Origin of the sequence: Streptomyces tibetensis (assembly GCF_040647715.1) — a bacterium.
Taxonomy (GTDB): domain Bacteria; phylum Actinomycetota; class Actinomycetes; order Streptomycetales; family Streptomycetaceae; genus Streptomyces; species Streptomyces tibetensis_A.
This window is the reverse complement of record NZ_JBEZCR010000001.1, coordinates 735,085-759,476: the sequence shown is the minus strand read 5'-3', so window position 1 is coordinate 759,476 and position 24,392 is coordinate 735,085. Positions and strand designations below refer to the sequence as shown.

Genomic DNA, 24,392 nt, shown 5'->3' with positions numbered 1-24,392 from the left:
TGATCAGTGCTCCTCGGTGTCCTCGTGGGACAGGGCTCGGACGGTGCGGGACGGGCTGGGTCGGCCCAGGTGGGCGGCCATCCACGCGCTGGTGGCGACGAGGCGGCCGAGGTCGATTCCGGTGTCGATGCCGAGGCCCCGCAGCATCCACACGAGGTCTTCGGTGGCCAGGTTGCCGGTCGCCGACTTCGCGTACGGGCAGCCGCCCAGGCCGCCTGCGGACGCGTCGATCGTCGTGACGCCCTGCTGGAGCGCCGCGAGGGTGTTGGCCAGGGCCTGGCCGTAGGTGTCGTGGAAGTGGACCGCGAGGGTGGCCGGTGGGACGCCCGCTTCGTCCAGGGCTGCGAGGAGTGCCACCACGTGGCCGGGAGTGGCCACGCCGATCGTGTCGCCCAGGCTCAGCTCGTCGCAGCCCATGTCCAGCAGGGCGCGGCAGACCCGCACCACCTGGGCGATCGGGACCCCGCCCTCCCACGGGTCGCCGAAGCACATCGAGAGGTAGCCGCGGACGTGGACCGCATCGGCCTTGGCGCGGGCCACCACCGGCTCGAACATCGCCAGCGCCTCGTCCACCGTGCGGTTGAGGTTGGCCTTGGCGAAGGACTCCGTGGCGCTGGCGAAGACGGCGACCCGGCGGGCGCCCAGCGCCAGCGCGCGGTCCAGACCGCGCTCGTTCGGGACCAGGACCGGGAGCGCGACGGGCAGGTCGGCGACCATCGGGAACAGCTGCTCGGCGTCCGCCAGCTGGGGCACCCACTTGGGGTGCACGAAGCTCGTCGCCTCGATCGTCGTCAGGCCGGCCTCGGCCAGGCGGTGGACGAACCGCGCCTTGACCTCCGTGGGGACCGTCGCCTTCTCGTTCTGCAGACCGTCCCGGGCGCCGACCTCGTGGATGCGGACCCGGGTGGGCAGGTCCCTGCTCGGGACGACCATCGGAAGCCCTGGGACTGTCATTCCGCCGCCTCCTCGTGCGGTGCGATGACCGCCAGCACCTGGTCCATGGCGACCGTGGTGCCGGGGGCCACGTCCAGTTCGGTGACCTTTCCGGCGTGCGGCGCGGAGATGACGTGCTCCATCTTCATCGCCTCCACCACCAGCAGGCTCTGACCGGCACTCACCTCGTCGCCGACCGCGACCTTCACCACCGTCACCGTGCCGGGCATCGGGGCGGTCAGCGAGTCGGCGCCCCCGTGGGCGGCGCGGGTGAGCGACGCGGCGACCGGGTCGTGGTCGCGTACGTGCCAGGCGTCGCCGTCACGGCCGAGCCAGTCGGCGGCGCGGTGGAAGGTGTGCCGGACGCCGTCCAGCGTGACGCAGACCCGGTCGGCGGTGACCGTGGCCGTGCCGCGCGGGGTGTGCTCCAGGGGCTCCTGGACCCGCAAGGGGAAGACCGGCGGCTTCGGTGCGCCGCCCAGACGCCAGCCGCTGGGCACCGAGAAGGGATCCGTCCAGCCGCCCGGCTCGGGCTTCAGGGCCTCCATACGTACGGCCGCAGCCGCCTCGTACACCTCCTCCGGTACGTCCGTGGCAACCAGTGACTCGACCTCGCGCTCGACCAGGCCCGTGTCCATGTCGCCGGAGACGACCGCCGGGTGGGCGAGCAGACGGCGCAGGAAACCGGCGTTCGTCTGCACGCCGAGCGTCACCGTCTCCGCCAGGGCCGCCCGGAGCTTGCGCAGGGCCGTCGCACGGTCCGGGCCGTACGCGATGACCTTGGAGAGCATCGGGTCGTAGAGGCTGCCGACCTCCGTGCCCTCGGTGAGGCCCGAGTCGGTGCGGACGCCGTCGCCCTGCGGCTCACGCAGCCTCAGGACCGTGCCGCCGGAGGGGAGGAAGCCGCGGGCCGGGTCCTCGGCGCAGATGCGGGCCTCCACCGCGTGACCGGTCAGCCGTACGTCCGTCTGGGTGAAGCCGAGGGGCTCCCCGGCCGCCACGCGCAGCTGCCACTCCACCAGGTCCAGGCCCGTGATCAGCTCCGTGACCGGGTGCTCCACCTGGAGGCGGGTGTTCATCTCCATGAAGTAGTACGACGACGGGTCGCCGCCGGGGACGATGAACTCCACCGTGCCCGCGCCCCGGTAACCGCACGAGCGGGCCGCCTGGACCGCCGCCTCGCCCATCGCGGCGCGCGTCCCCTCGTCGAGGAGCACGCTCGGCGCCTCCTCGATGATCTTCTGGTGGCGGCGCTGGAGGGAGCACTCGCGCTCCCCGAGGTGGACCACGTGCCCATGGCCGTCCGCCAGGACCTGGATCTCGATGTGGCGGGGGCGGTCGATCCAGCGCTCCACGAGGAGCGTGTCGTCGCCGAAGGAGGCCCGGGCCTCGCGGCGGGCCGACGCGATCTCGTCCTCCAGCCGCGTCAGATCCCGCACCAGGCGCATGCCCTTGCCGCCGCCGCCCGCGCTGGGCTTCAGCAGGACGGGTGCGCCCAGCGCGCGGGCCGCCTCGGCCAGGTCCGGGTCGCGTCCGCCCGGCACGACCGGCACCCCGGCCTGCTGGACCGTCTCCTTGGCGCGGATCTTGTCGCCCATGAGCGCGATCGCGTCCGCCGGGGGGCCGATGAAGACCAGGCCCGCCTCGGCGCACGCGCGCGCGAAGGCCGCGTTCTCCGCGAGGAAGCCGTAGCCGGGGTGGACGGCCTGCGCGCCCGTGCGGGCCGCCGCCTCCAGCAGGCGCTCCACCGACAGGTAGCTCTCGGACGCGGGAGCCGGGCCGATCCGCACCGCCGTGTCGGCCTCGCGGACGTGCCGGGCGTCGGCGTCCGCGTCGGAGAAGACGGCCACCGAGCGCACGCCCATCGACCGCAGCGTCCGGATGACGCGTACGGCGATCTCGCCCCGGTTGGCCACCAGCACTGTCTCGAACATCGTCGTCCGTCCCCTCACATCCGGAAGACGCCGAACTGGGGGTCACCCAGGGGCGCGTTGGCGCAGGCGGTCAGGGCCAGGCCCAGCACCTGACGGGTGTCCATCGGGTCGATGACACCGTCGTCCCAGAGGCGGGCCGACGCGTAGTAGGCGTTGCCCTGGCGCTCGTACTGGGCGCGGATCGGGGCCTTGAAGGCGTCCTCGTCCTCCGCCGGCCAGGACTCGCCGCGCCCCTCCAGCTGGTCCCGCTTGACGGTCGCCAGGACCGAGGCCGCCTGCTCGCCGCCCATGACCGAGATCTTGGCGTTCGGCCACATCCACAGGAAGCGGGGGGAGTACGCCCTGCCGCACATCGAGTAGTTGCCCGCGCCGTAGGAGCCGCCGACCACGACCGTCAGTTTCGGCACGCGCGTGCAGGCCACCGCCGTGACCATCTTGGCGCCGTGCTTGGCGATGCCGCCCGCCTCGTAGTCCTTGCCGACCATGAAGCCCGAGATGTTCTGGAGGAAGACCAGCGGGATGCCGCGCTGGTCGCACAGCTCGATGAAGTGGGCGCCCTTCTGGGCGGACTCGGAGAACAGGATGCCGTTGTTGGCGACGATGCCCACCGGGTGGCCGTGGATCCGGGCGAAGCCCGTGACCAAGGTCTGGCCGAACTCGGACTTGAACTCGGCGAAGCGGGAGCCGTCGACGACGCGGGCGATGATCTCGCGCACGTCGTAGGGGGTGCGGGAGTCGACCGGGACCGCGCCGTAGAGGCCGTGCGGGTCGACCTTGGGTTCCGTCGCCTCCGTGACCTCCCAGGGGAGCGGGCCTCGGGAGGGGAGCGTGGAGACGATCGTGCGGACGATGCGCAGGGCGTGCGCGTCGTTCTCAGCGAGGTGGTCCGTGACACCCGAGACCCGGGAGTGGACCTCGCCACCGCCGAGCTCCTCCGCCGTGACGACCTCGCCGGTGGCCGCCTTCACCAGGGGCGGGCCGCCCAGGAAGATCGTGCCCTGGTTGCGGACGATCACCGCTTCGTCGCTCATCGCCGGGACGTACGCCCCACCGGCCGTGCACGAGCCGAGGACGGCGGCGATCTGGGGGATGCCGGCGCCGGACATGCGGGCCTGGTTGTAGAAGATGCGGCCGAAGTGGTCCCGGTCGGGGAAGACCTCGTCCTGCATGGGGAGGAAGGCGCCGCCGGAGTCCACCAGGTAGACGCAGGGGAGGCGGTTGTCGAGGGCGACCTCCTGGGCGCGGAGGTGCTTCTTCACGGTCATCGGGTAGTAGGTGCCGCCCTTGACCGTGGCGTCGTTGGCGATGACCACCGTCTCGCGGCCGCTGACCCTGCCGATGCCGGCGATGACGCCGGCGGCCGGGGCCTGGCCCTCGTACATCCCGTCGGCCGCGAGCGGGGCCAGCTCCAGGAACGGCGAGCCCGGGTCGAGGAGGGTGTCGACGCGGTCGCGGGGGAGCAGCTTGCCGCGCGCGGTGTGGCGCGCGCGGGCCTTCTCGCCGCCGCCCTGTGCGGCGGCGGCGAGCTTGGTGCGCAGCTCCTCGACGAGGGCGTGGTGCGCCTCCTCGTTGGCCCGAAAGGCCTCCGACGCGGGGTCTGCCGCGCTCGTGAGCTCCGGTGCCTCGTGCATCCTGCGGGTCCCCTCACCTTGTTAATGAGCGTTAACGCATTTCCTTCAGGTTAACGACCGCTAACCTCCCTGTCTAGAATTGATTTCATGGCCACCAGAACCGACGCCCCCACCCGCCGTGAGCAGATCCTCAGGGAGGCCGCGCGGCTGTTCGCGGAGCGGGGCTTCCACGGGGTCGGAGTCGACGAGATAGGTGCCGCGGTCGGGATCAGCGGACCCGGGCTGTACCGGCACTTCGCGGGCAAGGACGCGATGCTCGCGGAGCTGCTGGTGGGGATCAGTGGACAGTTGCTGACGGGGGCGAAGCGGAGGCTGGCGGACGCGGAGGCGGAGGCGGACGGTGGTGCGGACGGGGGTGCGAGGGCTGAGGTGGTCCTCGACTCGCTGATCGAGGGGCATATCGACTTCGCGCTCGATGACCGGCCTCTGATCACCCTGCACGACCGGGAGCTGGATCGCCTCCGGGACAGCGACCGGAAGATGGTGCGGCAGCTGCAGCGGCAGTACGTGGAGCTGTGGGTGGGGGTCGTGCGGGAGGTGTACCCGGGGCTGGGGGAGCCGGCGGCCCGGTCGGCGGTGCACTCGGTGTTCGGGTTGCTGAACTCGACTCCGCACCTGGGGAGGGGCGGGGCGTTGCCGGGGCGGGGGGCCACGGCGGAGTTGTTGCATCGGATGGCTCGGGGGGCGTTTGCTGCGGCGGGGGTTTAGGGGGCCTTTGCCCACCCAACCACCCGCCCGCCCGGAACTGTCGGCCAGGAGGCCGCCCCCCGCCCCACCGGCGTGACGAGCGTCTCCCCACCCCCTCCCTGGACGGTCGTCGATACTCGCCGGTATCTTTGACTGAGCAAGCGCTTAGACATGCGGAGTCCTGGAGGTGGCGGCGTGCGCCGTACGGTGTTCAACGAGGATCACGAGGCGTTCCGGGAGACCCTTCGCGCCTTCATCGAGGCCGAGGTCGTACCCGTGTACGACGAGTGGTTCGCGGCGGGCCAGGCGCCCCGCGACTTCTACTACAAGCTCGGTGAGCTGGGCATCTTCGGCATCAACGTGCCCGAGGAGTTCGGCGGTGCGGGCCTGGACAGCCACAAGTTCGAAGCCGTGCTGTACGAGGAGACCGCTCGCGCGGGCGTCGCGTTCGGCGGCTCCGGCGTGCATGTGCTGCTGGCCCTGCCCTACATCAAGATGCTCGCCACCGACGAGCAGAAGAAGCGGTTCCTGCCGAAGTTCGTCTCCGGCGAGGAGATGTGGGCCATCGCGATGACGGAGCCGGGCACCGGTTCCGACCTCGCGGGCATGAAGTCCACCGCCAAGCTCTCCGAGGACGGCACGCACTACGTCCTCAACGGCGCCAAGACCTTCATCACCGGCGGCGTCCACGCCGACCGCATGATCGTCTGCGCCCGTACCTCCGCCCCGACCGCCGAGGACCGCCGCCACGGCATCTCCCTCTTCGCCGTGGACACCAAGTCCGAGGGCTACTCCGTCGGCCGCAAGCTCGACAAGCTCGGCCTGAAGACCTCCGACACCGCCGAGCTGGCGTTCGTCGACGTCAAGGTCCCCGTCGAGGACCTCCTCGGCGAGGAGAACAAGGGCTTCTACTACCTCGGCCACAACCTGGCCTCCGAGCGCTGGGGCATCGCGTTCGGCGCCTACGCCCAGGCCAAGGCCGCCGTGCGGTTCGCCAAGCAGTACGTCCAGGACCGCACCGTCTTCGGCAAGACGGTCGCCTCCTTCCAGAACACCAAGTTCGAACTGGCCGCCTGCCAGGCCGAGGTGGACGCCGCCGAGGCCGTCGCCGACCGCGCGACCGAGGCCCTCGACGCCGGTGAGCTCACCCCCGCCGAGGCCGCCTCCGCGAAGCTGTTCTGCACCGAGGTCGCCCACCGCGTCATCGACCGCTGCCTCCAGCTGCACGGCGGCTACGGCTTCATGAACGAGTACCCCATCGCCCGCCTGTACGCGGACAACCGCGTCAACCGCATCTACGGCGGCACCAGCGAGATCATGAAGTCCATCATCGCGAAGAACATGGGCCTGTAAGCCGACCGTAGTCATTGGCCGGTACAACAGTTGCCATGAGCAATGCACTTGAGAGCCTCCTCGATCTGCTCGACCTCGAGCAGATCGAGGAGGACATCTTCCGCGGCCGGTCCCGGTCCGCCGTCGTCCCCCGGGTCTTCGGCGGGCAGGTCGCGGCCCAGGCGCTCGTCGCCGCCGGGCGCACGGTCCCCGAGGACCGGCCCGCGCACTCGCTGCACGCGTACTTCCTGCGCCCCGGCGACCCCGGCGCGCCCATCGTCTACACCGTCGACCGGATCCGCGACGGCCGCTCCTTCACCACCCGCAGGGTGGTCGCCGTCCAGCACGGCAAACCGATCTTCCACCTCTCGGCATCGTTCCAGGTGCACGAGGACGGGCTGGATCACCAGGAGCCGATGCCGGCCGCGCCCGATCCCGTGACGCTGCCGACCGGTGAGGAGCGGCTGCGCGGGTACGGGCATCTCGACCCCGTCGTGGTGGAGAAGTTCCTCGAGGCCCGGGCCGCGGTCGATCTCCGCTACGTCGACGAGCCGCCCTACGGCCGGTTCGGCGAGCCGCGCGAGCCGCACTCGCAGGTGTGGTTCCGCACCAACGGCAAGCTCGCGGACGATCCGCTGCTGCACGTCGTCCTCGCCACCTACGTCTCCGACATGACGCTGCTCGACTCCGTGCTGCTCGCGCACGGGCGCGGTGGCTGGGCCGTCGGGGACGTCGTCGGGGCCTCGCTCGACCACGCCATGTGGTTCCACCGGCCGTTCCGCGCCGACGAGTGGCTGCTGTACGACCAGGAGTCCCCGTCCGCGCACGGCGGCCGGGGACTGGGGCAGGCGCGGATCTACACGCAGGACGGACAGCTCGCCATCACCGTGATCCAGGAGGGCGTGGTCCGCGTCCCGCGCGAGCGGGGTTCTAGCTGAGGCCCGCCTGCGCGAGCAGGTACGCCGTCATCGGGTCGTAGTGGCGGGGGCTGATCACGTGGTCGTCGAGGGGAACCGTCACCTGCACGGTGCCCTCGGCCTCGGCGATGAAGAGGGCCGGGTCGTTGCAGTCGGCGTATCCGACGGAGTCCACGCCGTGCTGTCCCGCGTAGCCGGCCCAGCCGTGGTCGGCGACGACCAGGTCGGGCAGCGGGCGGCCCGCGCGCTCCAAGGCCGTCAGGATCGCCTTCATCGGTTCGCCCGAGTGGGTGTGCCACAAGGTCGCACCGTGCTCCAGGACCGCCACGTCTGCGAACTGCATGACGTAGCCCTCCTCGGTCGTCAGCCCGTCCGGGATGACGACGATCTCGCAGCCGGCCGCGCGCAGCGCCGACGCGGTCGCGCGGTGTACGTCGAGGAGGCCGCCGGGGTGGCCGGTGGCGAAGAGGACGCGCTGCTGCCCGTCCGCCGCCTTGCGCAGCCGCCCGGCCATCCGCTCCAGGCCGTCGACGGTCAGCTCCGGGTCGATGGTGTCCTGGCCGTACCGGTATTCGGGGTCGTCGTTCACGCCGACCCGTTCCGCCATCACCGCGAGGACGTCCTGCTCGTCGTTCCAGCGGTCGCCGAGTTCCAGTCCGAGCCAGTAGTGGCGGTCGCTGTTCGCCAGCTTGCGGTAGTGGGAGAGGTTGTTCTCGCGGGGGGTGGCGACGTCGCCCGCGATGCGCGTCCTGACGAGGTGTTCGACGAGTTCGGCGCGGCTGGGTGTCCCGGATATCGGCATGGCATCCATTGTGAGGCAGCCGACCGGGGGCGTCCCTGGCGTATCGAGCGCTGGGACGTGCGTCACGTACTCAGCGCGGCCCCGCTCACGTACTCAGACGCGCCGTAGCCGCCCGCACGTGCCGTGGCTGGCCAGACGGTGCCGCGGCTGTCGGCCGTCGCCACTCACACGTGCCGCAGCGCGAACCAGAGTTCCATCCGGACGTCCGGGTCGTCGAGGTCCGTCTCCAGCAGGGCCGCGCAGCGGGCGACGCGCTGCCGCACGGTGTTGCGGTGCACGGACAGGGCGACGGCCGTGCGGTCCCAGCTGCCGTGCAGGGACAGCCAGGTGCGCAGGGTCTCGGTGAGCGCGGGGTGGGCCGTGACGGGGGCGAGGACGGCACGGGCGTGGACCGCCGCCTCCTCGGAGGGGACCAGGTCGGCGAGGGCGGGGCGGGCGCTGTGCCGCTGCAGCGGGGAGCGGGTGGCGCGGGCCCGGGCCAGGGCGCGGGCGGCCTGGGTGTCGGCGGTGGGCCAGTCGTGCGGGGCGACGGCGGCGCTGACGCCCAGGGTCCAGCCGGGCAGCGGGTCCGGTGCCCGGCCGGCCGGGACCAGGACGCGTACGGCGTCGCCCGCCGGGTCGACCAGGGCGGACCCGAGCGCGGCACCCAGCGCGGAGGCCGCGACGGGGTCGGCGGCGCCGTCCCCGTCCGGCCGGGCGTGCACCACGAGCCACGGCCCGTCGCCCAGCAACCCCGCGACCTCCTCGGGCGGCGCGCCCAGCAGCAGCCGCACCAGCGCGGAGGAGCGGGCGGCCCCGGTGCCGCTCTGCTGCTCGCCGGTGAGCAGCGACAGCAGGACGGCCGCGACGGAGGCGACGGTGTGGTCGCCGGGGGTCCGCTGCGCGGTGACGACGCCGAGCACGAACCCGTGCCCGGCCCCCAGGCTGTAGGCGGCCAGGTGCAGACCGGCGACGGAGTCGGTGGCGGAGGAGGGGGCGGGCGCCCCCGCCGCCCGGGTCGGCCGTACCACCGTCGCCAGCCGGGTCAGTGCCGTCCGCACCTCGTCCCCGGGCTCCCGGCCGGCTCCCGCGATCTCCGTGCCCTCCGGGCCGTACAGCACGGCCCAGCCGCCCAGTCGCCCCGCGAGTTGCCGGAGCACCGACGGGACCGGGTCGGGGCGGGACGCGGCGGCGGCGAGGCTCTGCTGGGCCTCGGTGACGTGCCGGAGCTCGGCGAGGCGGGCCCGGGCCATGAGCTGCCAGACCGCGCGGGCCACGCCCGAGAAGGTGGTCCGGGGCGGCACCTCCAGCAGTGGCAGGCCGTGCGAGGCGCAGGCCGCGACCAGCCCTTCCGGCACCGTGTCGTGCACGGGCGCCACGCCGAAGCCGAGGGCCGCGCCGCCCGCCGCCACGATCCGGGAGACGTAGTCGCCGAAGTAGGAGGTCTCCGGTCCCGAGTAGGAGGTCTCCGGGCCCGCCGCCTCCGGGATGTGCACCCCGGCGCTGAGCAGCAGCTCCCCGCCCAGCAGATAGGGGTAGGGGTCCGCCATCTCCGAGGTGTGCACCCAGTGGACGACGACGTCCTCGGCGGGCGGCCCCGCGAGCTGTCGCAGGCCCAGGTCCTCGCGGGCCAGCAGCGCGGTCAGCGGGACGGGCGGGGTGGGCGGAACCGCCGGATCCGGCATGGTGTGCGTTCCCTCCATCCGGCACCGGCTCGAATGGATGAAACGTACACTTCGCAGTCGCTTTCCGGCCACCTAAGGTCAGTCCTCGTCACCCGCCGGCGACACCGATCGAAGGAGGCCCTCATGGCCGTCGACTACGCCGTCATCGTCGTGTACCTGGCCGGCATGCTGGCCATGGGCTGGTGGGGCATGCGCCGCGCCCGCTCCAAGAGCGAGTTCCTCGTGGCCGGCCGCCGCCTCGGCCCGGCCCTGTATTCCGGCACCATGGCGGCGATCGTCCTCGGCGGCGCCTCCACCATCGGCGGGGTGGGCCTCGGCTACCAGTACGGCCTGTCCGGCGCCTGGATGGTCTTCACCATCGGCCTCGGCCTGCTCGCCCTGTCCGTCTTCTTCTCCGCCCGCATCGCGCGGCTGAAGGTCTACACCGTCTCCGAGATGCTCGACCTGCGCTACGGCGGCGGGCGGGCCGGGGTCGTCTCCGGTGTCGTGATGTGGGCGTACACGCTGATGCTCGCCGTCACCTCGACCATCGCGTACGCCACGATCTTCGACGTCCTGTTCGACATGAACCGCACGGTCGCGATCGTCCTCGGCGGCTCGATCGTCGTCGCGTACTCCACCCTCGGCGGCATGTGGTCGATCACCCTGACCGACATGGTGCAGTTCGTCGTGAAGACCATCGGCGTGCTGCTCCTGCTGCTGCCCATCGCCGTCGTGAAGGCGGGCGGGTTCGGCGAGATGAAGGCGCAGCTGCCCACCGAGTACTTCGACCCGCTGGGCATCGGCGGCGAGACGATCTTCACCTATGTGCTGATCTACACCTTCGGCATGCTCATCGGGCAGGACATCTGGCAGCGCGTCTTCACCGCGCGCAGCGACCGGACCGCCAAGTGGGGCGGGACCGTCGCCGGCACCTACTGCCTCGCCTACGCCCTCGCCGGCGCCGTCATCGGCACCGCGGCCAAGGTGCTGTACCCGAAGCTCGGCAGCCCCGACGACGCCTTCGCGACCATCGTCAAGGACGAACTGCCCGTCGGCGTGCGCGGACTGGTGCTGGCCGCCGCTCTCGCCGCCGTGATGTCGACGTCGTCCGGCGCGCTGATCGCCTGCGCCACCGTCGCCAACAACGACATCTGGTCCCGGCTGCGGGGGAACTCCCCCGGAGGGGAACGCGACGAGGTGAAGGGCAACCGCGCCTTCATCCTGATCATGGGGCTCGCGGTCATCTGCACAGCCATCGCGATCGACAACGTCGTGGAGGCCCTGACCGTCGCCTACAACCTCCTCGTCGGCGGACTGCTCGTGCCGATCCTCGGCGGCCTGGTGTGGAAGCGCGGCACCGTGTACGGCGCCCTGGCCTCCGTCGTGGTCGGCGGACTCGCGGTCGTCGTGCTGATGGCGACCCACGGCATCCTGGCCAACGAGCCCGTCTACTACGGCCTGCTCACCTCCCTCGCCGCCTATCTGGCCGTCTCCCTGGCCACGCCCGCCACCGACGCCGCCGTCCTCACCGCATGGCGCCGGCGGCTCTCGGGCCGGTCTCCCGAACTCGCGTCCGAACCGGTCACGGCTCCCCAGTAGAGTCGTAGTACAAGCAGCGCATAGCAGTACACACGCGATGAAGCGTAAGAAAGAAGGCATTTCTTCATGAGCAGCAACGAGACTCCGCGCGGGCCCGTCGACTCCTCCCGCGTTCCCCGGTACGCGGGCCCGGCGACCTTCGCCCGGCTGCCCCGGCTGGACGAGGTCGGCCGGGCCGATGTCGCGGTCATGGGCGTGCCGTTCGACTCGGGTGTCTCGTACCGGCCGGGCGCCCGCTTCGGCGGCAACGCGATCCGTGAGGCGTCCCGGCTGCTGCGCCCGTACAACCCGGCGCAGGACGCCTCCCCCTTCGCCCTCGCCCAGGTCGCGGACGGCGGCGACATCGCCGTGAACCCGTTCAACATCAACGAGGCCGTCGAGACCGTCGAGGCCGCCGCGGACGACCTGCTCGGCACGGGCGCCCGCCTGATGACCCTCGGCGGCGACCACACCATCGCGCTGCCCCTGCTGCGCTCGGTCGCGAAGAAGCACGGCCCGGTCGCCCTGCTGCACTTCGACGCCCACCTCGACACCTGGGACACCTACTTCGGCGCGGAGTACACGCACGGCACCCCGTTCCGCCGCGCGGTCGAGGAGGGCATCCTCGACACCTCCGCCCTGTCTCACGTCGGCACCCGCGGCCCGCTGTACGGCAAGCAGGACCTCACCGATGACGAGAAGATGGGCTTCGGCATCGTCACCTCGGCCGACGTCTACCGGCGCGGTGCCGACGAGGTCGCCGACCAGCTGCGCCAGCGCATCGGTGACCGACCGCTGTACATCTCCATCGACATCGACTGCCTCGACCCGGCTCACGCCCCCGGCACCGGCACCCCCGAGGCCGGCGGCATGACCTCGCGCGAACTGCTGGAGATCCTGCGCGGGCTGGCCTCGTGCAACCTGGTCTCCGCGGACGTGGTCGAGGTGGCCCCCGCGTACGATCACGCGGAGATCACGTCGGTGGCCGCGTCCCACACGGCGTACGAACTGACCACGATCATGTCCCGCCAGATCGCCGCGGCCCGGAAGGACTCGGAAGCCAAGTGACTCACGACCACGACCTGGTGCTCCGTCCCACGCCCGCCCAGACGGAGGCCGCCCTCAACCCTCCTCCCGGCCGCAACGGCGGAGACCTGGTCGTGGAGACGCTGGCCGGGCTCGGCGCGACGACCGTCTTCGGGCTGCCCGGCCAGCACGCGCTCGGCATGTTCGACGCCCTGCGCCGCTCGGACCTGAGGTACATCGGCCTGCGGGTGGAGAACAACGCCGGGTTCGCGGCGGACGCGTACGGCCGGGTCACCGGTGAGGCCGCGCCGCTGCTGCTGTCGACGGGGCCGGGCGCCCTGACCTCCCTGGCCGCTCTCCAGGAGGCGGCGGCGGCCTCCGCGCCCGTGCTGGCGATCAGCAGCCAGGTCCCGACGGCGGGCCTGGGCGGTGGCCGGCACGGCTACCTGCACGAACTGCCGGACCAAGCCGCTTCGTTCCGGGGCGTGGTGAAGTCCGTGCACACCGTCCGCACCCAGTCACAGATCCCCTCCGCGATCGAGGCGGCCTGGACATCGGCGCTGAGCGCCCCGCACGGCCCGGTGTGGGTGGAGATCCCGCAGGACGTGCTGCTCGCCGAGACGGCGATCCCGGTCGTGACGGGCGGGGACGCCTTCCCCGAGGAGCTGCCGCCGCGCCCCGAACTGACCGCCGTGGCCGCCGATCTGCTGTCGAGGGCGGCCCGTCCGGCGATCATCGCGGGCGGGGGAGTGGTCCGGGCGGACGCCTCCGGCAAGCTGCGGCAGCTCGCGGAGCTGATCCAGGCACCGGTGGTCACCACCCCCGGCGGCAAGGGCGCCTTCCCCTGGAAGCACCCGCTGTCGCTCCAGTCGTGGATCGAGGACCGGCACACCACGGACTTCCTGGAGGACGCCGACGTCCTCCTGGTCATCGGCTCCGGCCTCGGCGAACTCTCCTCGAACTACCACACGTTCAAGCCGCGCGGCCGGGTCATCCAGATCGAGGCGGACCTCGGCAAGCTGGAGTCCAACCATCCCGCGCTCGGCATCCACGCGGACGCCCGTCTCGCGTTGCAGGCGCTGCTGGAGACCGTGCCGGAACGCGAGGACGCGACGGCGGCGGACCGGGTCCGGGACGTGCTCGCCAAGGTCGCCGAGCGCATCGCCGCCCAGGAACTCACCCTGGAGCAGGACGTGCTGGCGTCCGTCCGCAGGGCGCTCCCGGCCGACTCCCCGTCCTTCTGGGACATGACGATCCTCGCGTACTGGGCCTGGTCGGCCTTCGACGCCAAGGGCCCCAACCACATGCACTCCGCTCAGGGCGCCGGCGGCCTCGGCTACGCCTTCCCCGCCGCACTCGGCGCGGCGGCGGCCGACCCGACCCGCCCGGTCCTCGCCGTCTCCGGCGACGGCGGGGCCCTGTACTCCATCGCCGAGCTGGCAACAGCCCGCCAGTACGACCTGAACGTCACCTGGCTGATCGTCGACGACGGCGGCTACGGCATCCTGCGCGAGTACATGAACGACGCGTTCGGCGAGGCGACGGCGACGGAACTGACCCGGCCGGACTACGTGGCCCTGGCGGAGTCCTTCGGCGTCCCCGGGGTCCGGACGACCCCGGAGAGCCTGGAGCAGGACCTGGCGAAGGCGCTTGCCGCGCCCGGGCCCTCGGTGGTCCTGCTCCCGGCCGTGCTGCGGATGTTCGCGCCGACGCACCTGGGCTCGGCCTGATCACCCGATCGGCCGGGCGCGACGATCTTCACGGGACAGCACCAGCGCACCGACCGGGCGCGCCGCATCCCATGCACCTGAACCTCGACTACGTCATCGCCCATGAACCGGCCCATGGGAAGGTGTCCGGGCACCGGGAGGGCTTCTGGCGGTTGCTGCGAACCGCGCAGCCCGAGTACGAAGCACGGCGGGCGTACCCCGACGAGTTGGCGGCTCTGGACGGGCGAGGTCCGGTAGGCCGGACGGAACTCCCTTGTGCAAAGGGAGTTCAGTCACGGTGATCGCTACCAGATCGCTTCGACCCACTCCGGGTGGTCGATGAACGGGTTGCGGTTGTGCTGGTAGGTGTCGTAGATGACCTGGTTGCGCTTCTCTTCGAACGCGCTCGGCGGGTCCTGCTCGTTCCACTGCTTGAGCACGGAGAGCTTGCCCATGTAGGGGTTGCTGCCGTTGTTGACCTTCTCGTTCGGCTCGAGGTCGGCGAAGCCGTCGCCGCCGTCGTAGCGCACGGCCATGTAGAGGATCATGCGGGCCACGTCGCCCTTGTCGGCGTCGCGTGGCTCGAAGGAGTCGGAGTCCGTGAGGCTGCCGCCCCCGCCGCTGACCGTGCTGCCGCCGTTGTCGAAGTCCTTGTTGCCTCGGACGCTGTTGACTTGCACGTCCGCCGGGCGCAGGTGGTGCAGGTCGGTGCCGGGGCCGGTCGTCTCGCCGAAGTCGCCGTGGGACTTGGCCCACGTGTGCTCGCGGTTCCAGTCGCCGAGGTCACCGCCGTTGAGGGACTTGCTGCGCGAGACACCGCTGTACAGCAGGATCACGTTGTTGCTGTTGTTCGGGTCCTGGTCGGTGACTTTGAGGGCGTTCCAGACCGCGGAGTACGAGATCTTCGTCTGGCTGCTGATGATGGTGTGCAGGGAGGACTTGAGGCCGGCGCCCGTCTTGCCGACCGCGTTCTTGTAGTACGTCGTGTCGTACGCGGTCGTCGTGGCCGCGGCCGGGGTGGCGGTCAGGGTGGACGCGGTGAGGCCGGCCAGGGTGGCGGCGGTGGCCAGTGCTATCGGCTTCCATCGGTGTATCCGTGTTGTCGCCGGCATGTGGGGGTCCCATCTACGCGGGTTGATCGGAGGCGGCAATCGGGAGAGTGACATGGACATGCGGCCGTGTAAATGAATCTGGCATGGCAATCAGGTGACGGAAACCGGCAAGCCGGGCGTGTTCTACGCGAGTTGACGCACCGAAACAGTCCCCGCGGGTGGGTCGGGGGCCGTTCGGTCCGGGTGACGGTTCGGGTCGGCCGGCTGGAGCAGGGCCTCACGAGGGCGCTTGATGCGCCCGGACCCTCGGCGGTCCTGCTCCCGGCCGTGCCGCGGATGTTCGCCCCGACGCACCTGGGCTGAGCGACGGCCGCCGCGGTGGCTCCTACAGGCCGTCGCGGACCATCGCGGCGACGATGTGGACGTGGCGGTCGGCGGCCGTGCCCGACCACTCGTTGTCGTAGTTCAGGCCGTAGGGCCAGAAGTGGCCGCCGCCGGTGGAGATCTTGGCGCCCGAGCCGTCGTACTGCTTGACCAGCGCGGTGGCCTGGCCGCCGGTCCAGGTGCCGCTGCCGCCGAGCCGGGACCAGCCCGAGCTGGTGCCCACGCCGATCGTGTGGGCGATCTCGTGCAGGGCCGTCCGTTCGCTCATGTAGCTGCGGTTGCTGCCGAAGCGGATCGTCCCGTTGATGTTGCCGTCGGCGGTGGGAACGCCCGGTTCGTAGCGGACGGTGAGGGTCTTGCCCAGGTCGCTGAGGTTGTTGTAGCGGGCCACCGCCGCGTTCATGGCCTTGGTGATGAGGTCGTAGGCCGAGCGCTGGTCCGCGGTGGGGTTGCTCGCACGGACGAGGGACCAGGTGATGGTGGCCGCCGCGGCGCGGTCCCGGGCGGGGGCGGGGGCGGGGGGAGCCTGGTGAGGGGCGGCCTGGGCGACACCGGGGCCGGCCAGCAGAGCGGCGGTCAGGGCGGCTATGAGGGCCTTGCGTGGGCTCATGTGCGGATCCTCCTGTGGGGGGTGGTCGTCACGAAGTTGGCGAAACTTCGCACGACGTTCGGGATCTCGGACAAGCGGCGCCGCCGTTCACTCAAAGTCCCTGAATGACACGGCAGTTGGCGCGCTGTCGACCGCAAGTATCCCGGTGGGAAAGGCAGCGTCAAGAGTTCCGGCAGAGGTCAGTGGAACCAGAAGAGCAGGGTGTCGGGGTTCGTCCCGAGCCGCCGCGCGCCTTCCCACTCCTCCGCCTCGAAGCGCAGAGCGTCGGCGAACCGCCGGGCAGGGCCGCGGAATTCGGGGTCGAGGCGGTCGAGCACGCCCCCGTAGGCATCGGCCAGGGCGGCGGCCCGCCGGGCAGGCAGCGTGCCGATCGCGGGCACCGCGTCGCCGGGGTGCGGCAGCCGCAGCGGCGGACCGCTGAACAGGAACGTGCCCGGGAGCAGGTCGGACGGTACGCCGTGCCGGGCCAGTTCGTCGTCCATGGCGTGGAACCAGGCCGGCCGGCGCCAGGTGCCGAGGTCGGTCGGGTCGGAGAAGTGGGCCGCGACGGCCTGGTAGAAGGCGTAGCTGTACGCCGGACAGCGGTCGGTGCTCGGCGTGCCGTCGATCAGCTCGCCGAGGGCCCGGCTGATGGAGACGTCCAGGGCGATGCCCTGCTCCCGGAAGCGGGTGTCGGTCCGCTCGCACTCCGTGCGCACCCGGGCGAGCGTGCGCTCCTGCTGCTCGGTCCGCTCCACCGCCGTGAGCAGCCGCACCACCGTTCTCATGTCGCCGGTGCTCATCTCTAGGCAGTAGCCCACCGCTTCGTTTCCCTTCACCCGTTCATCCGGACACCGGTGTCCATGATCGGGGACACGGGAACGGCCCCGGACCGGGAAGTCGGGGGCCGTTCGATCATGCTGGGTTATGGCGGATCAGCCGACGTCGGACGGGTCGAGACGGTAGACGGCCGCCCCGGACCCCGATGAGGAGCCGGAAGCCGAGTTGGAGCTGGACGCCGGGCCGGAGCTGGAGCCGGAGCCGGAACCCGAGCCGGAGCTGGAGCCCGAGCCCCCGCTCGTGCCGTTGCCGTAGTCGCTCTCCCGCACCGCCGTGCCGTGCTTCTGCACCCACGCCGTGACCTCGGAGCTGACGGTGGAGCCGCCGCCCGGGCCGCCGCCCATGCCACCGCCGAGCTGGATGTAGTGCAGTTCGCCCTTCTTCACCAGCTCCTTGAGCTTGGCGAGCGTCATCGCCTTGTCGCTGCCGGACCAGCCCCACATGGAGATGACGGGCTCCCCGCTGCTGACGATGAGCTGGGCGGCACTCTGCGAACTCGACACGGCCAGCAGCCACTTGGCGCCGTCCTGGTGCTTCTTCAGGTACGCGATCAGCTCGCTGCTCGCGCCACCGCCGATGCCGCCACCCCCCATGCCGCCACCGCCCATGCCGCCGCGACCCGTGCCACTACCGGTGCCGGCGCCGGTCGGTGGCGTACCGCCGGGGCCCTCCGCCCCTTCGGCAGCCTGCCCGCTCTGCCCACCCGAGGACCCCGCACCCGAGGACCCCGCACCCGAAGGCATCTCACCCGAAGGCATCCCGCCACCGGGAAAGCTCCCCCCGGGGAAGCCGCCACCGGCCTGGGAATCGCCACCCTGCCGGGCGCCGCCGCCCGGCAGTTCCGCGCCACCGGCACCGCCCGGGAAGCCCCGGCCGCCCCCGCCCCCGGGCCCGCCGAAGCCGCTGCCCGTGGTCGGTCCCGCCGTCGGGTTCGTACCGCCCATGCCGCCGCCCGCCCCCGACGAGGGAACCGACCAGGCGTACGCCGCCGGACCCGCCACCGCCGCGACGACGGCCGCCGCCACCGAAACCGCCAGCAGCCGCAGCCGCAGCCCAAAGGCACCGGAGCGGAAGGTGAACAGCCCCGTCACGGCCAGGGCCATGACGACCAGGACGGCCGGCCACAGCCAGGTGTTCCAGCCGGAGGCCCGCCGCAGCAGCACCGCCGCCCAGACGGCCGTGACACCCAGCGCCAGAGGCAGCACCCACACCCACCGCCGGTCCGCGCGGAAGGCCCGCAGCAGCAATACCCCGCCGCCTCCGCACAGCGCCGCGATGCCCGGGGCGAGCGCGGTCGTGTAGTACGGGTGCATGGTGCCCTCGGCCAGGGCGAAGGTCAGGTAGTGCAGCACGGTCCAGCCGCCCCACAGCACCAGCGCGGCCCGGGTGAGGTCCGTGCGCCCGGCACGGCCGCACAGCACCAGGCCGCCGGCGAGCGCGATGCCCGCGAAGGGGATCAGCCAGGAGATCTGACCGCCGAGGATGTCGTTGAACATCCTTCCGAGGCCCGCGGTTCCGGAGAAGCCGCCGCCTCCGCCCCCGCCGCCACCGCCGTTGCCCTCACCGCCGAGGATCCGGCCGAGGCCGTTGTAGCCCATGATCAGGTTCCAGGCGGTGCCGTCCGTCGAACCGCCGATGTACGGCCGCTGCGAGGCCGGGACCAGCGACACGGCCGCGGCCCACCAGAAGCTGGAGACGGCCAGCACCACACCCGCCGGAAGCAGGTTCATGAGGCGCTTCACCAACGCCGGCTTCGCCGCGTACAGATAGACCGCGAACACGGCGGGCAGCGCGATGTACCCCTGCAGCATCTTGGTGTTGAAGGCGAGCCCGAAGCAGGCCGCCGAGCCGAGCAGCGGCAGCAGCCGGCCGTCGCGCGTCGCACGCAGGGCCAGTGCCGCGCCGGCCACCATCAGGAACACCAGCAGGGTGTCGGGGTTGTTGTCCCGGTTGATGGCGACCGTGATCGGGGTGAGGGCCAGGACGAGGGCCGCGACGGCCGCCGCCGCGTGCCCGAACACGCCCTTCACGGAGGAGTGCAGGATCCAGATGGTGGCCAGCGCGGCCACGATCATCGGCGCCATCATCTGCCAGGTGCCGTAGCCGAGGACTCGGCAGGACAGGCCCATGACCATCAGCGCGAGCGGCGGCTTGTCGACCGTGAGGAAATTTCCGGCGTCCAACGAGCCGAAGAACCAGGCCTTCCAGCTCTCGGTGCCGCTGAGTACGGCGGCGCTGTAGAAGCTGTTGAGGCCGTCGCCGGACAGGTTCCAGGAGTAGAGGACCGCCGCCAGGGCGAGGATCGCGAGCAGTGCGGGGAGGGACCAACGCGGCGCGGGGGCGGCGTCCTTCGGCGGGGACTCGGCGGTCCGGAGCTGGGGTTCGGTGGCAGATGTCACCCCGGCATGGTGGGGAACCCCGGTGGGAAGCCGCTGTGCCGAAGCCGTGCGCCGCCTGTGAATCCGGGCGGCTCCCTGTAACGACTCGTGAACGACTCGCACAAGCTCTCGTTCTCCATGCAACCTTTCGACCGTGTCCGTGTGTCAAGGGGGGCATGACTTCTGGGATATCCCGCCGCGCGAGAGTGCTGGCAGCGGCCGTGGGTACCGGCGTGCTCGTGCCGCTCGTAGCCGCCGCCACGCCCGCCTCCGCAGCCACTCCGGCCGTGAGCTGCACGTCGGCCAAGGCTGCGCTGGCCACCAAGCTGAAGAAGGACATCGCCGCCGCACTGGCCACCCGCAAGGGCACGGTCGCCGTCGGCCTCTACGACCGCAGCACCAACACCACCTGCTCCCTGCGCGCGAGCTCCGCCTACGACTCGGCGAGCGTCGTCAAGGTCACCGTCCTCGCCGCGCTGCTGTGGGACGCGAAGAAATCGAACCGGTACCTCACCGACCGCGAGAACACCCTCGCCAAGGCGATGATCACCAAGTCGGACAACGCGGCGACCTCCACCCTGTGGAAGCAGCTCGGCATGACGAAGATCAAGAACTTCCTCGCGGCCGCCGGCATGACGCAGACCAAGCCCGGGACGAACGGCTACTGGGGCCTGACCCAGATCACCGTCACCGACGAGCAGAAGCTGCTGAAGCTCCTCACCGCCAAGAACGCGGTCCTGAGCGACAACTCGCGGGCCTACATCCTCAAGCTCATGGGCCAGGTCGTGTCGTCCCAGCGCTGGGGGACCCCGTACGGAGTGCCCTCGGGCGTCACCGTGGCCGTCAAGAACGGCTGGCTGCAGCGCTCCAGCAACGGGTGGCGGGTGCACAGCGTGGGCGCGTTCAAGGGCGGGGGCCACGACTACGTGATGACGGTGCTGACCCACGGAAACAGCACCATGAACTACGGCATCGCCACCATCCAGGCCGTGGCCAAGGTCATCCACAAGGACCTGGCGGCGAGCTGACCGGGTCCGGCGCGACCCTCACCCCGCCGCCCACTCGCACTCGAACAGGAATCGAAACTGTTACCGCGGGATGAAAACGGCCCCCGATCGCGTTGGTGCCTTCCGGTAGAGCAGGACGACTGGAAGGTACCGGCGTGACACCGAAACGGGGATGGGCACGGCGACTGTGGGCTTACGCGTGGCGCCACCCCAAGGACGTCGTACTCGCCCTCGGCTCCTCACTGGCCGGCATGGCCGTCATGGCCCTCGTCCCGCTGATCACCAAGGTGATCATCGACGACGTCATCAGCGACCACTCCAGGGACATGACCACCTGGGCCGGCCTCCTGATCGCCGCCGCCCTGGTCGTCTACGTCCTCACCTACATCCGCCGCTACTACGGGGGCCGCCTCGCCCTCGACGTCCAGCACGACCTGCGGACGGAGATGTACGGCACGATCACCCGGCTCGACGGCCGCCGCCAGGACGAGCTGTCCACCGGCCAGGTCGTCGGCCGCGCCACCAGCGACCTCCAGCTCATCCAGGGCCTGCTCTTCATGCTCCCGATGACCATCGGGAACTTCATGCTGTTCCTGCTCTCCCTGGCGATCATGGCGTGGCTGTCCGTGCCGCTCACCCTGGTCGCCCTGGCCGTCGCCCCCGCCCTGTGGTGGATCGCCAAGCGCAGCCGCACCCGGCTGCACCCCTCCACCTGGTACGCCCAGGCCCAGGCCGCCGCCGTCGCGGGCGTGGTCGACGGCGCCGTCAGCGGCGTCCGCGTGGTGAAGGGCTTCGGTCAGGAGGAGCAGGAGACCGGCAAGCTCCGCGAGGTCGGCCGCCGGCTGTTCGCGGGCCGGCTGCGCACGATCCGCCTGAACTCCGTCTACACCCCGGCCCTCCAGGCCGTCCCCGCCCTCGGCCAGGTCGCCATGCTCGCGGTCGGCGGCTGGCTGGCGGTGCGCGGGCACATCACGCTCGGCACCTTCGTCGCCTTCTCCACCTACCTCGCCCAGCTGGTCGGCCCGGTCCGCATGCTCGCGGTGGTGCTCACCGTCGGCCAGCAGGCCCGGGCCGGCACCGAGCGCGTCCTGGAGCTGATCGACACCGAGCCGTCGATCGAGGACGGCCACAAGGACCTGCCCGCCGACGCCCCCGCGACGGTCGAGTTCGACGACGTCTCCTTCGGCTACGACGCCGGCCACCCCGTCCTCGACGGGTTGAGCTTCGAGATCAGCCCGGGCGAGACCCTCGCCGTGGTCGGCTCCTCCGGATCCGGAAAGTCCACCGTCTCCCTGCTGCTGCCGCGCTTCTACGACGTCTCCCGCGGAGCCGTCCTGGTCGGCGGCCACGACGTGCGCGAGCTGTCCCTGGAGTCCCTGCGGGCGGCCATCGGCCTGGTCCCTGAGGACTCGTTCCTCTTCTCCGACACGGTCCGCAACAACATCGCCTACGGCCGCCCGGACGCGACCCTCGAGGAGATCGAGAAGGCCGCCCGCGCCGCCCAGGCGGACCGTTTCATCACCGAGCTGCCCGAGGGTTACGACACCACCGTCGGCGAGCACGGCCTCACCCTCTCCGGCGGACAGCGCCAGCGCGTCGCCCTCGCCCGCGCCATCCTCAGCGACCCGCGCCTGCTGGTCCTGGACGACGCCACCTCCGCCGTCGACGCGAGGGTCGAGCACGAGATCCACGAGGCCCTGCAGGGCGTCATGCGCGGGCGCACCACCCTGCTCATCGCGCACCGCCGCTCCACCCTGAACCTCGCCGACCGCATCGCCGTCCTGGACGGCGGCCGCCTCGCCGACATCGGCACCCACGAGGAGCTGCAGGAACGGTCCGCCCTCTACCGGCGCCTGCTCACCGACCCCGACGAGCTGGGCGCGGTCTCCCCGGGCCACACCCAGCCCGCCTGCCCCCAGGAGGACATCTCCGTACGGGACGAGCTCGACGCCGAGTTCGACGCCGAGCGCGGGGTCACCCCCAGGCTGTGGACCGGCGACCGCGACCGCAAGGACACCGCCCTCGCCGAGAGCCCGGCCACCCCCGAGCTGCTCGCCCAGGTCGAGGCGCTGCCCCCGGCCACCGACGTCCCGGACGTCGACGAGGCGAGGGCCGTCCAGCCCGAGGAGTCCTACGGTCTGCGCCGGCTGCTGCGCGGCTTCGGACTGCCGCTGCTGATCAGCCTCGCCCTGGTCGCCACCGACGCGGGCATGGGCCTGCTGCTGCCGGTGCTGATCCGGCACGGCATCGACTCGGGCGTCACGAAGGCGGCGCTCGGCGCGGTGTGGGCCGCAGCCCTGCTGGGGCTGCTGACGGTGGTCGTGCAGTGGGCGGCCCAGATCGGCGAGACCCGGATGACCGGCCGTACCGGCGAGCGGGTCCTGTACTCGCTCCGGCTGAAGATCTTCTCCCAGCTGCAGCGCCTCGGGCTCGACTACTACGAGCGGGAGCTGACCGGGCGGATCATGACCCGGATGACGACCGACGTCGACGCGCTGTCGACGTTCCTGCAGACGGGCCTGGTCACGGCCTTCGTCTCGGTCGTCACCTTCTTCGGGATCATGGTCGCGCTGCTGGTGATCGACGTGCAGCTGGCGCTGGTCGTCTTCGCGACGCTGCCGCCGCTGATCATCGCCACGTTCTTCTTCCGCCGGGCGAGCGTGAAGGCGTACGAGCTGGCCCGCGAGCGCGTGTCGGTGGTCAACGCCGACCTCCAGGAGTCGGTGTCCGGGCTGCGGATCGTGCAGGCCTTCCGGCGCGAGCGGGACGGCGGGCGGCGGTTCGCCGAGCGCAGCCACAGCTACCGTCAGGCCCGCATCCGGGGCCAGTGGCTGATCTCGGTGTACTTCCCGTTCGTGCAGTTCCTGTCGTCGGTGGCGGCCGCCGCCGTGCTGATCGTGGGCGGGGCGCGGGTCGACGACGGGACCCTCGCCGTCGGCTCGCTGGTGGCGTACCTGCTCTACATCGACCTGTTCTTCGCGCCCGTGCAGCAGCTCTCCCAGGTGTTCGACGGCTACCAGCAGGCGACCGTGTCGCTGGGCCGCATCCAGGAGCTGCTGCGGGAGCCGACGTCGACGAAGTCCGCCGACGAACCGCTGGAGGTCCTGTCGCTGCGCGGCGACATCGCCTTCGAGGACGTGCACTTCGCCTACGGGAGCGACGAAGAGGCCCTCGGCGGGGTCGACCTGCGCATCCCGGCCGGGCAGACCGTCGCTTTCGTCGGCGAGACCGGCGCGGGAAAGTCGACCCTCGTCAAGCTCGTGGCCCGCTTCTACGACCCCACCGGCGGCCGGGTCACCGTCGACGGTACCGACCTGCGGGCCCTGGACCTCACCTCGTACCGGCACCGTCTGGGGGTCGTCCCGCAGGAGGCGTACCTCTTCCAGGGCACCGTCCGCGACGCCATCGCCTACGGCCGTCCCGACGCCACGGATGCCGAGGTCGAGGCGGCGGCCCGCGCGGTCGGCGCGCACGACATGATCGCCACCCTGGAGGGTGGCTACCTCCACGAGGTAGCCGAGCGCGGCCGCAACCTGTCCGCCGGGCAGCGCCAGCTGATCGCCCTGGCCCGCGCCGAGCTGGTCGACCCGGACGTGCTACTGCTCGACGAGGCCACGGCCGCTCTGGACCTGGCCACCGAGGCCCAGGTCAACCAGGCCACCGACCGCCTCGCCGGCCGCCGCACCACCCTGGTCGTCGCCCACCGCCTCACCACCGCCGCCCGCGCCGACCGGGTCGTCGTCATGGACCACGGCCGGGTCGCCGAGGACGGCACCCACGAGGAGCTCCTCGCGCGCGGCGGGCGGTACGCGGAGCTGTGGCGGACCTTCATCGGCGCAGCGGAGCCGGAGGAGCCGGTCGGCGTGTCCCGCTGAGCACCCCTGACCGCGTTTCCATAACGCTCGTGCAACCATCCGACATACGTCATGCGTCCGTACAGGCGTACG

18 protein-coding genes and 1 pseudogene are annotated in these 24,392 nt (G+C 71.6%); 10 read left to right on the top strand and 9 right to left on the bottom strand.

The window, feature by feature from the left end:
- Positions 1 to 3 precede the first annotated feature (3 nt).
- From AB0B29_RS03390 to AB0B29_RS03380, 3 genes are read right to left on the bottom strand one after another with little or no spacing between them, the layout of a single operon-like run.
- A complete protein-coding gene (locus AB0B29_RS03390; RefSeq protein WP_362233305.1) occupies positions 4 to 954 on the bottom strand; it encodes a hydroxymethylglutaryl-CoA lyase in 951 nt (316 codons plus the stop codon).
- Complete coding sequence (locus AB0B29_RS03385) at positions 951 to 2,867, bottom strand: acetyl/propionyl/methylcrotonyl-CoA carboxylase subunit alpha (RefSeq protein ID WP_362233302.1); 1,917 nt, start codon at positions 2,865 to 2,867, stop codon at positions 951 to 953. The genes AB0B29_RS03390 and AB0B29_RS03385 overlap by 4 nt, the downstream gene beginning before the upstream one ends.
- 14 nt (positions 2,868 to 2,881) lie before the next feature.
- The gene (locus tag AB0B29_RS03380; RefSeq protein WP_362233299.1) at positions 2,882 to 4,498 is read right to left on the bottom strand and encodes a carboxyl transferase domain-containing protein; all 1,617 of its coding nucleotides are present in this window, start codon (positions 4,496 to 4,498) and stop codon (positions 2,882 to 2,884) included.
- 87 nt (positions 4,499 to 4,585) lie between these two features.
- Here AB0B29_RS03380 and AB0B29_RS03375 point away from each other — a divergent pair, with 87 nt between their 5' ends.
- The 3 genes from AB0B29_RS03375 (at position 4,586) to AB0B29_RS03365 (ending at position 7,455) form a co-directional block, all read left to right on the top strand.
- The gene (locus AB0B29_RS03375; protein WP_362233297.1) at positions 4,586 to 5,206 is read left to right on the top strand and encodes an SACE_7040 family transcriptional regulator; all 621 of its coding nucleotides are present in this window, start codon (positions 4,586 to 4,588) and stop codon (positions 5,204 to 5,206) included.
- A gap of 174 nt (positions 5,207 to 5,380) precedes the next feature.
- Positions 5,381 to 6,538, top strand: coding sequence for an acyl-CoA dehydrogenase family protein (locus AB0B29_RS03370; RefSeq protein ID WP_102912870.1), 1,158 nt, complete (start codon positions 5,381 to 5,383; stop codon positions 6,536 to 6,538).
- A gap of 35 nt (positions 6,539 to 6,573) precedes the next feature.
- Positions 6,574 to 7,455: an acyl-CoA thioesterase gene (locus AB0B29_RS03365; RefSeq protein WP_362233294.1), complete on the top strand. Its 882-nt coding sequence runs from the start codon at positions 6,574 to 6,576 to the stop codon at positions 7,453 to 7,455.
- Here the strand turns inward: AB0B29_RS03365 and AB0B29_RS03360 are convergent.
- Together AB0B29_RS03360 and AB0B29_RS03355 are read right to left on the bottom strand one after the other, a co-directional pair.
- The gene (locus AB0B29_RS03360; protein WP_362233291.1) at positions 7,448 to 8,236 is read right to left on the bottom strand and encodes a phosphatase; all 789 of its coding nucleotides are present in this window, start codon (positions 8,234 to 8,236) and stop codon (positions 7,448 to 7,450) included. The genes AB0B29_RS03365 and AB0B29_RS03360 overlap by 8 nt on opposite strands.
- A 164-nt stretch (positions 8,237 to 8,400) precedes the next feature.
- The gene (locus AB0B29_RS03355) at positions 8,401 to 9,900 is read right to left on the bottom strand and encodes a helix-turn-helix domain-containing protein (RefSeq protein WP_362233288.1); all 1,500 of its coding nucleotides are present in this window, start codon (positions 9,898 to 9,900) and stop codon (positions 8,401 to 8,403) included.
- Positions 9,901 to 10,023: 123 nt separating this feature from the next.
- Here AB0B29_RS03355 and AB0B29_RS03350 point away from each other — a divergent pair, with 123 nt between their 5' ends.
- The 4 genes from AB0B29_RS03350 (at position 10,024) to AB0B29_RS03335 (ending at position 14,497) form a co-directional block, all read left to right on the top strand.
- The gene (locus AB0B29_RS03350; protein ID WP_362233285.1) at positions 10,024 to 11,481 is read left to right on the top strand and encodes a sodium:solute symporter; all 1,458 of its coding nucleotides are present in this window, start codon (positions 10,024 to 10,026) and stop codon (positions 11,479 to 11,481) included.
- Between the two features lie 66 nt (positions 11,482 to 11,547).
- Complete coding sequence (gene speB / locus AB0B29_RS03345; RefSeq protein WP_362233282.1) at positions 11,548 to 12,528, top strand: agmatinase; 981 nt, start codon at positions 11,548 to 11,550, stop codon at positions 12,526 to 12,528.
- Positions 12,525 to 14,216, top strand: a complete 1,692-nt coding sequence (locus AB0B29_RS03340) for a thiamine pyrophosphate-binding protein (protein WP_362233279.1) — start codon at positions 12,525 to 12,527, stop codon at positions 14,214 to 14,216. Before speB ends, AB0B29_RS03340 begins: the two co-directional genes overlap by 4 nt.
- 71 nt (positions 14,217 to 14,287) lie before the next feature.
- The gene (locus tag AB0B29_RS03335; RefSeq protein ID WP_362233276.1) at positions 14,288 to 14,497 is read left to right on the top strand and encodes a YgjP-like metallopeptidase domain-containing protein; all 210 of its coding nucleotides are present in this window, start codon (positions 14,288 to 14,290) and stop codon (positions 14,495 to 14,497) included.
- Positions 14,498 to 14,500: 3 nt separating this feature from the next.
- On the opposite strand, the gene AB0B29_RS03330 is transcribed toward AB0B29_RS03335, so the two are convergent.
- A complete protein-coding gene (locus tag AB0B29_RS03330) occupies positions 14,501 to 15,307 on the bottom strand; it encodes an endonuclease I family protein (protein WP_362233273.1) in 807 nt (268 codons plus the stop codon).
- Between the two features lie 204 nt (positions 15,308 to 15,511).
- On the opposite strand from AB0B29_RS03330, the pseudogene AB0B29_RS37725 reads away from it, so the two are divergent.
- A pseudogene (locus AB0B29_RS37725) lies at positions 15,512 to 15,610 on the top strand (thiamine pyrophosphate-dependent enzyme); the annotation flags it as partial.
- Positions 15,611 to 15,632: 22 nt separating this feature from the next.
- Here the strand turns inward: AB0B29_RS37725 and AB0B29_RS03325 are convergent.
- The 3 genes from AB0B29_RS03325 to AB0B29_RS03315 all read right to left on the bottom strand — a co-directional run bounded on the left by AB0B29_RS03325 (position 15,633) and on the right by AB0B29_RS03315 (position 19,459).
- Complete coding sequence (locus AB0B29_RS03325) at positions 15,633 to 16,241, bottom strand: hypothetical protein (protein WP_362233270.1); 609 nt, start codon at positions 16,239 to 16,241, stop codon at positions 15,633 to 15,635.
- A gap of 179 nt (positions 16,242 to 16,420) precedes the next feature.
- Positions 16,421 to 17,041: a DUF7691 family protein gene (locus AB0B29_RS03320; RefSeq protein WP_436845771.1), complete on the bottom strand. Its 621-nt coding sequence runs from the start codon at positions 17,039 to 17,041 to the stop codon at positions 16,421 to 16,423.
- A gap of 114 nt (positions 17,042 to 17,155) precedes the next feature.
- The gene (locus AB0B29_RS03315) at positions 17,156 to 19,459 is read right to left on the bottom strand and encodes an ArnT family glycosyltransferase (protein WP_362233265.1); all 2,304 of its coding nucleotides are present in this window, start codon (positions 19,457 to 19,459) and stop codon (positions 17,156 to 17,158) included.
- A gap of 155 nt (positions 19,460 to 19,614) precedes the next feature.
- Between AB0B29_RS03315 and AB0B29_RS03310 the strand changes: the two genes are divergently transcribed.
- Both AB0B29_RS03310 and AB0B29_RS03305 read left to right on the top strand, forming a co-directional pair.
- Positions 19,615 to 20,466, top strand: a complete 852-nt coding sequence (locus AB0B29_RS03310; RefSeq protein ID WP_362233262.1) for a serine hydrolase — start codon at positions 19,615 to 19,617, stop codon at positions 20,464 to 20,466.
- 134 nt (positions 20,467 to 20,600) lie between these two features.
- The gene (locus AB0B29_RS03305) at positions 20,601 to 24,320 is read left to right on the top strand and encodes an ABC transporter ATP-binding protein (protein WP_362233259.1); all 3,720 of its coding nucleotides are present in this window, start codon (positions 20,601 to 20,603) and stop codon (positions 24,318 to 24,320) included.
- Positions 24,321 to 24,392: the final 72 nt, after the last annotated feature.

Coding starts and splice junctions, on each gene's coding strand:
- AB0B29_RS03390 (WP_362233305.1), bottom strand. CDS start 954: ATGACAGTCCCAGGGCTTCCGATGGTCGTCCCGAGCAGGGACCTGCCC.
- AB0B29_RS03385 (WP_362233302.1), bottom strand. CDS start 2,867: ATGTTCGAGACAGTGCTGGTGGCCAACCGGGGCGAGATCGCCGTACGC.
- AB0B29_RS03380 (WP_362233299.1), bottom strand. CDS start 4,498: ATGCACGAGGCACCGGAGCTCACGAGCGCGGCAGACCCCGCGTCGGAG.
- AB0B29_RS03375 (WP_362233297.1), top strand. CDS start 4,586: ATGGCCACCAGAACCGACGCCCCCACCCGCCGTGAGCAGATCCTCAGG.
- AB0B29_RS03365 (WP_362233294.1), top strand. CDS start 6,574: ATGAGCAATGCACTTGAGAGCCTCCTCGATCTGCTCGACCTCGAGCAG.
- AB0B29_RS03360 (WP_362233291.1), bottom strand. CDS start 8,236: ATGCCGATATCCGGGACACCCAGCCGCGCCGAACTCGTCGAACACCTC.
- AB0B29_RS03355 (WP_362233288.1), bottom strand. CDS start 9,900: ATGCCGGATCCGGCGGTTCCGCCCACCCCGCCCGTCCCGCTGACCGCG.
- AB0B29_RS03350 (WP_362233285.1), top strand. CDS start 10,024: ATGGCCGTCGACTACGCCGTCATCGTCGTGTACCTGGCCGGCATGCTG.
- speB (WP_362233282.1), top strand. CDS start 11,548: ATGAGCAGCAACGAGACTCCGCGCGGGCCCGTCGACTCCTCCCGCGTT.
- AB0B29_RS03335 (WP_362233276.1), top strand. CDS start 14,288: ATGCACCTGAACCTCGACTACGTCATCGCCCATGAACCGGCCCATGGG.
- AB0B29_RS03330 (WP_362233273.1), bottom strand. CDS start 15,307: ATGCCGGCGACAACACGGATACACCGATGGAAGCCGATAGCACTGGCC.
- AB0B29_RS03325 (WP_362233270.1), bottom strand. CDS start 16,241: ATGAGCCCACGCAAGGCCCTCATAGCCGCCCTGACCGCCGCTCTGCTG.
- AB0B29_RS03310 (WP_362233262.1), top strand. CDS start 19,615: ATGACTTCTGGGATATCCCGCCGCGCGAGAGTGCTGGCAGCGGCCGTG.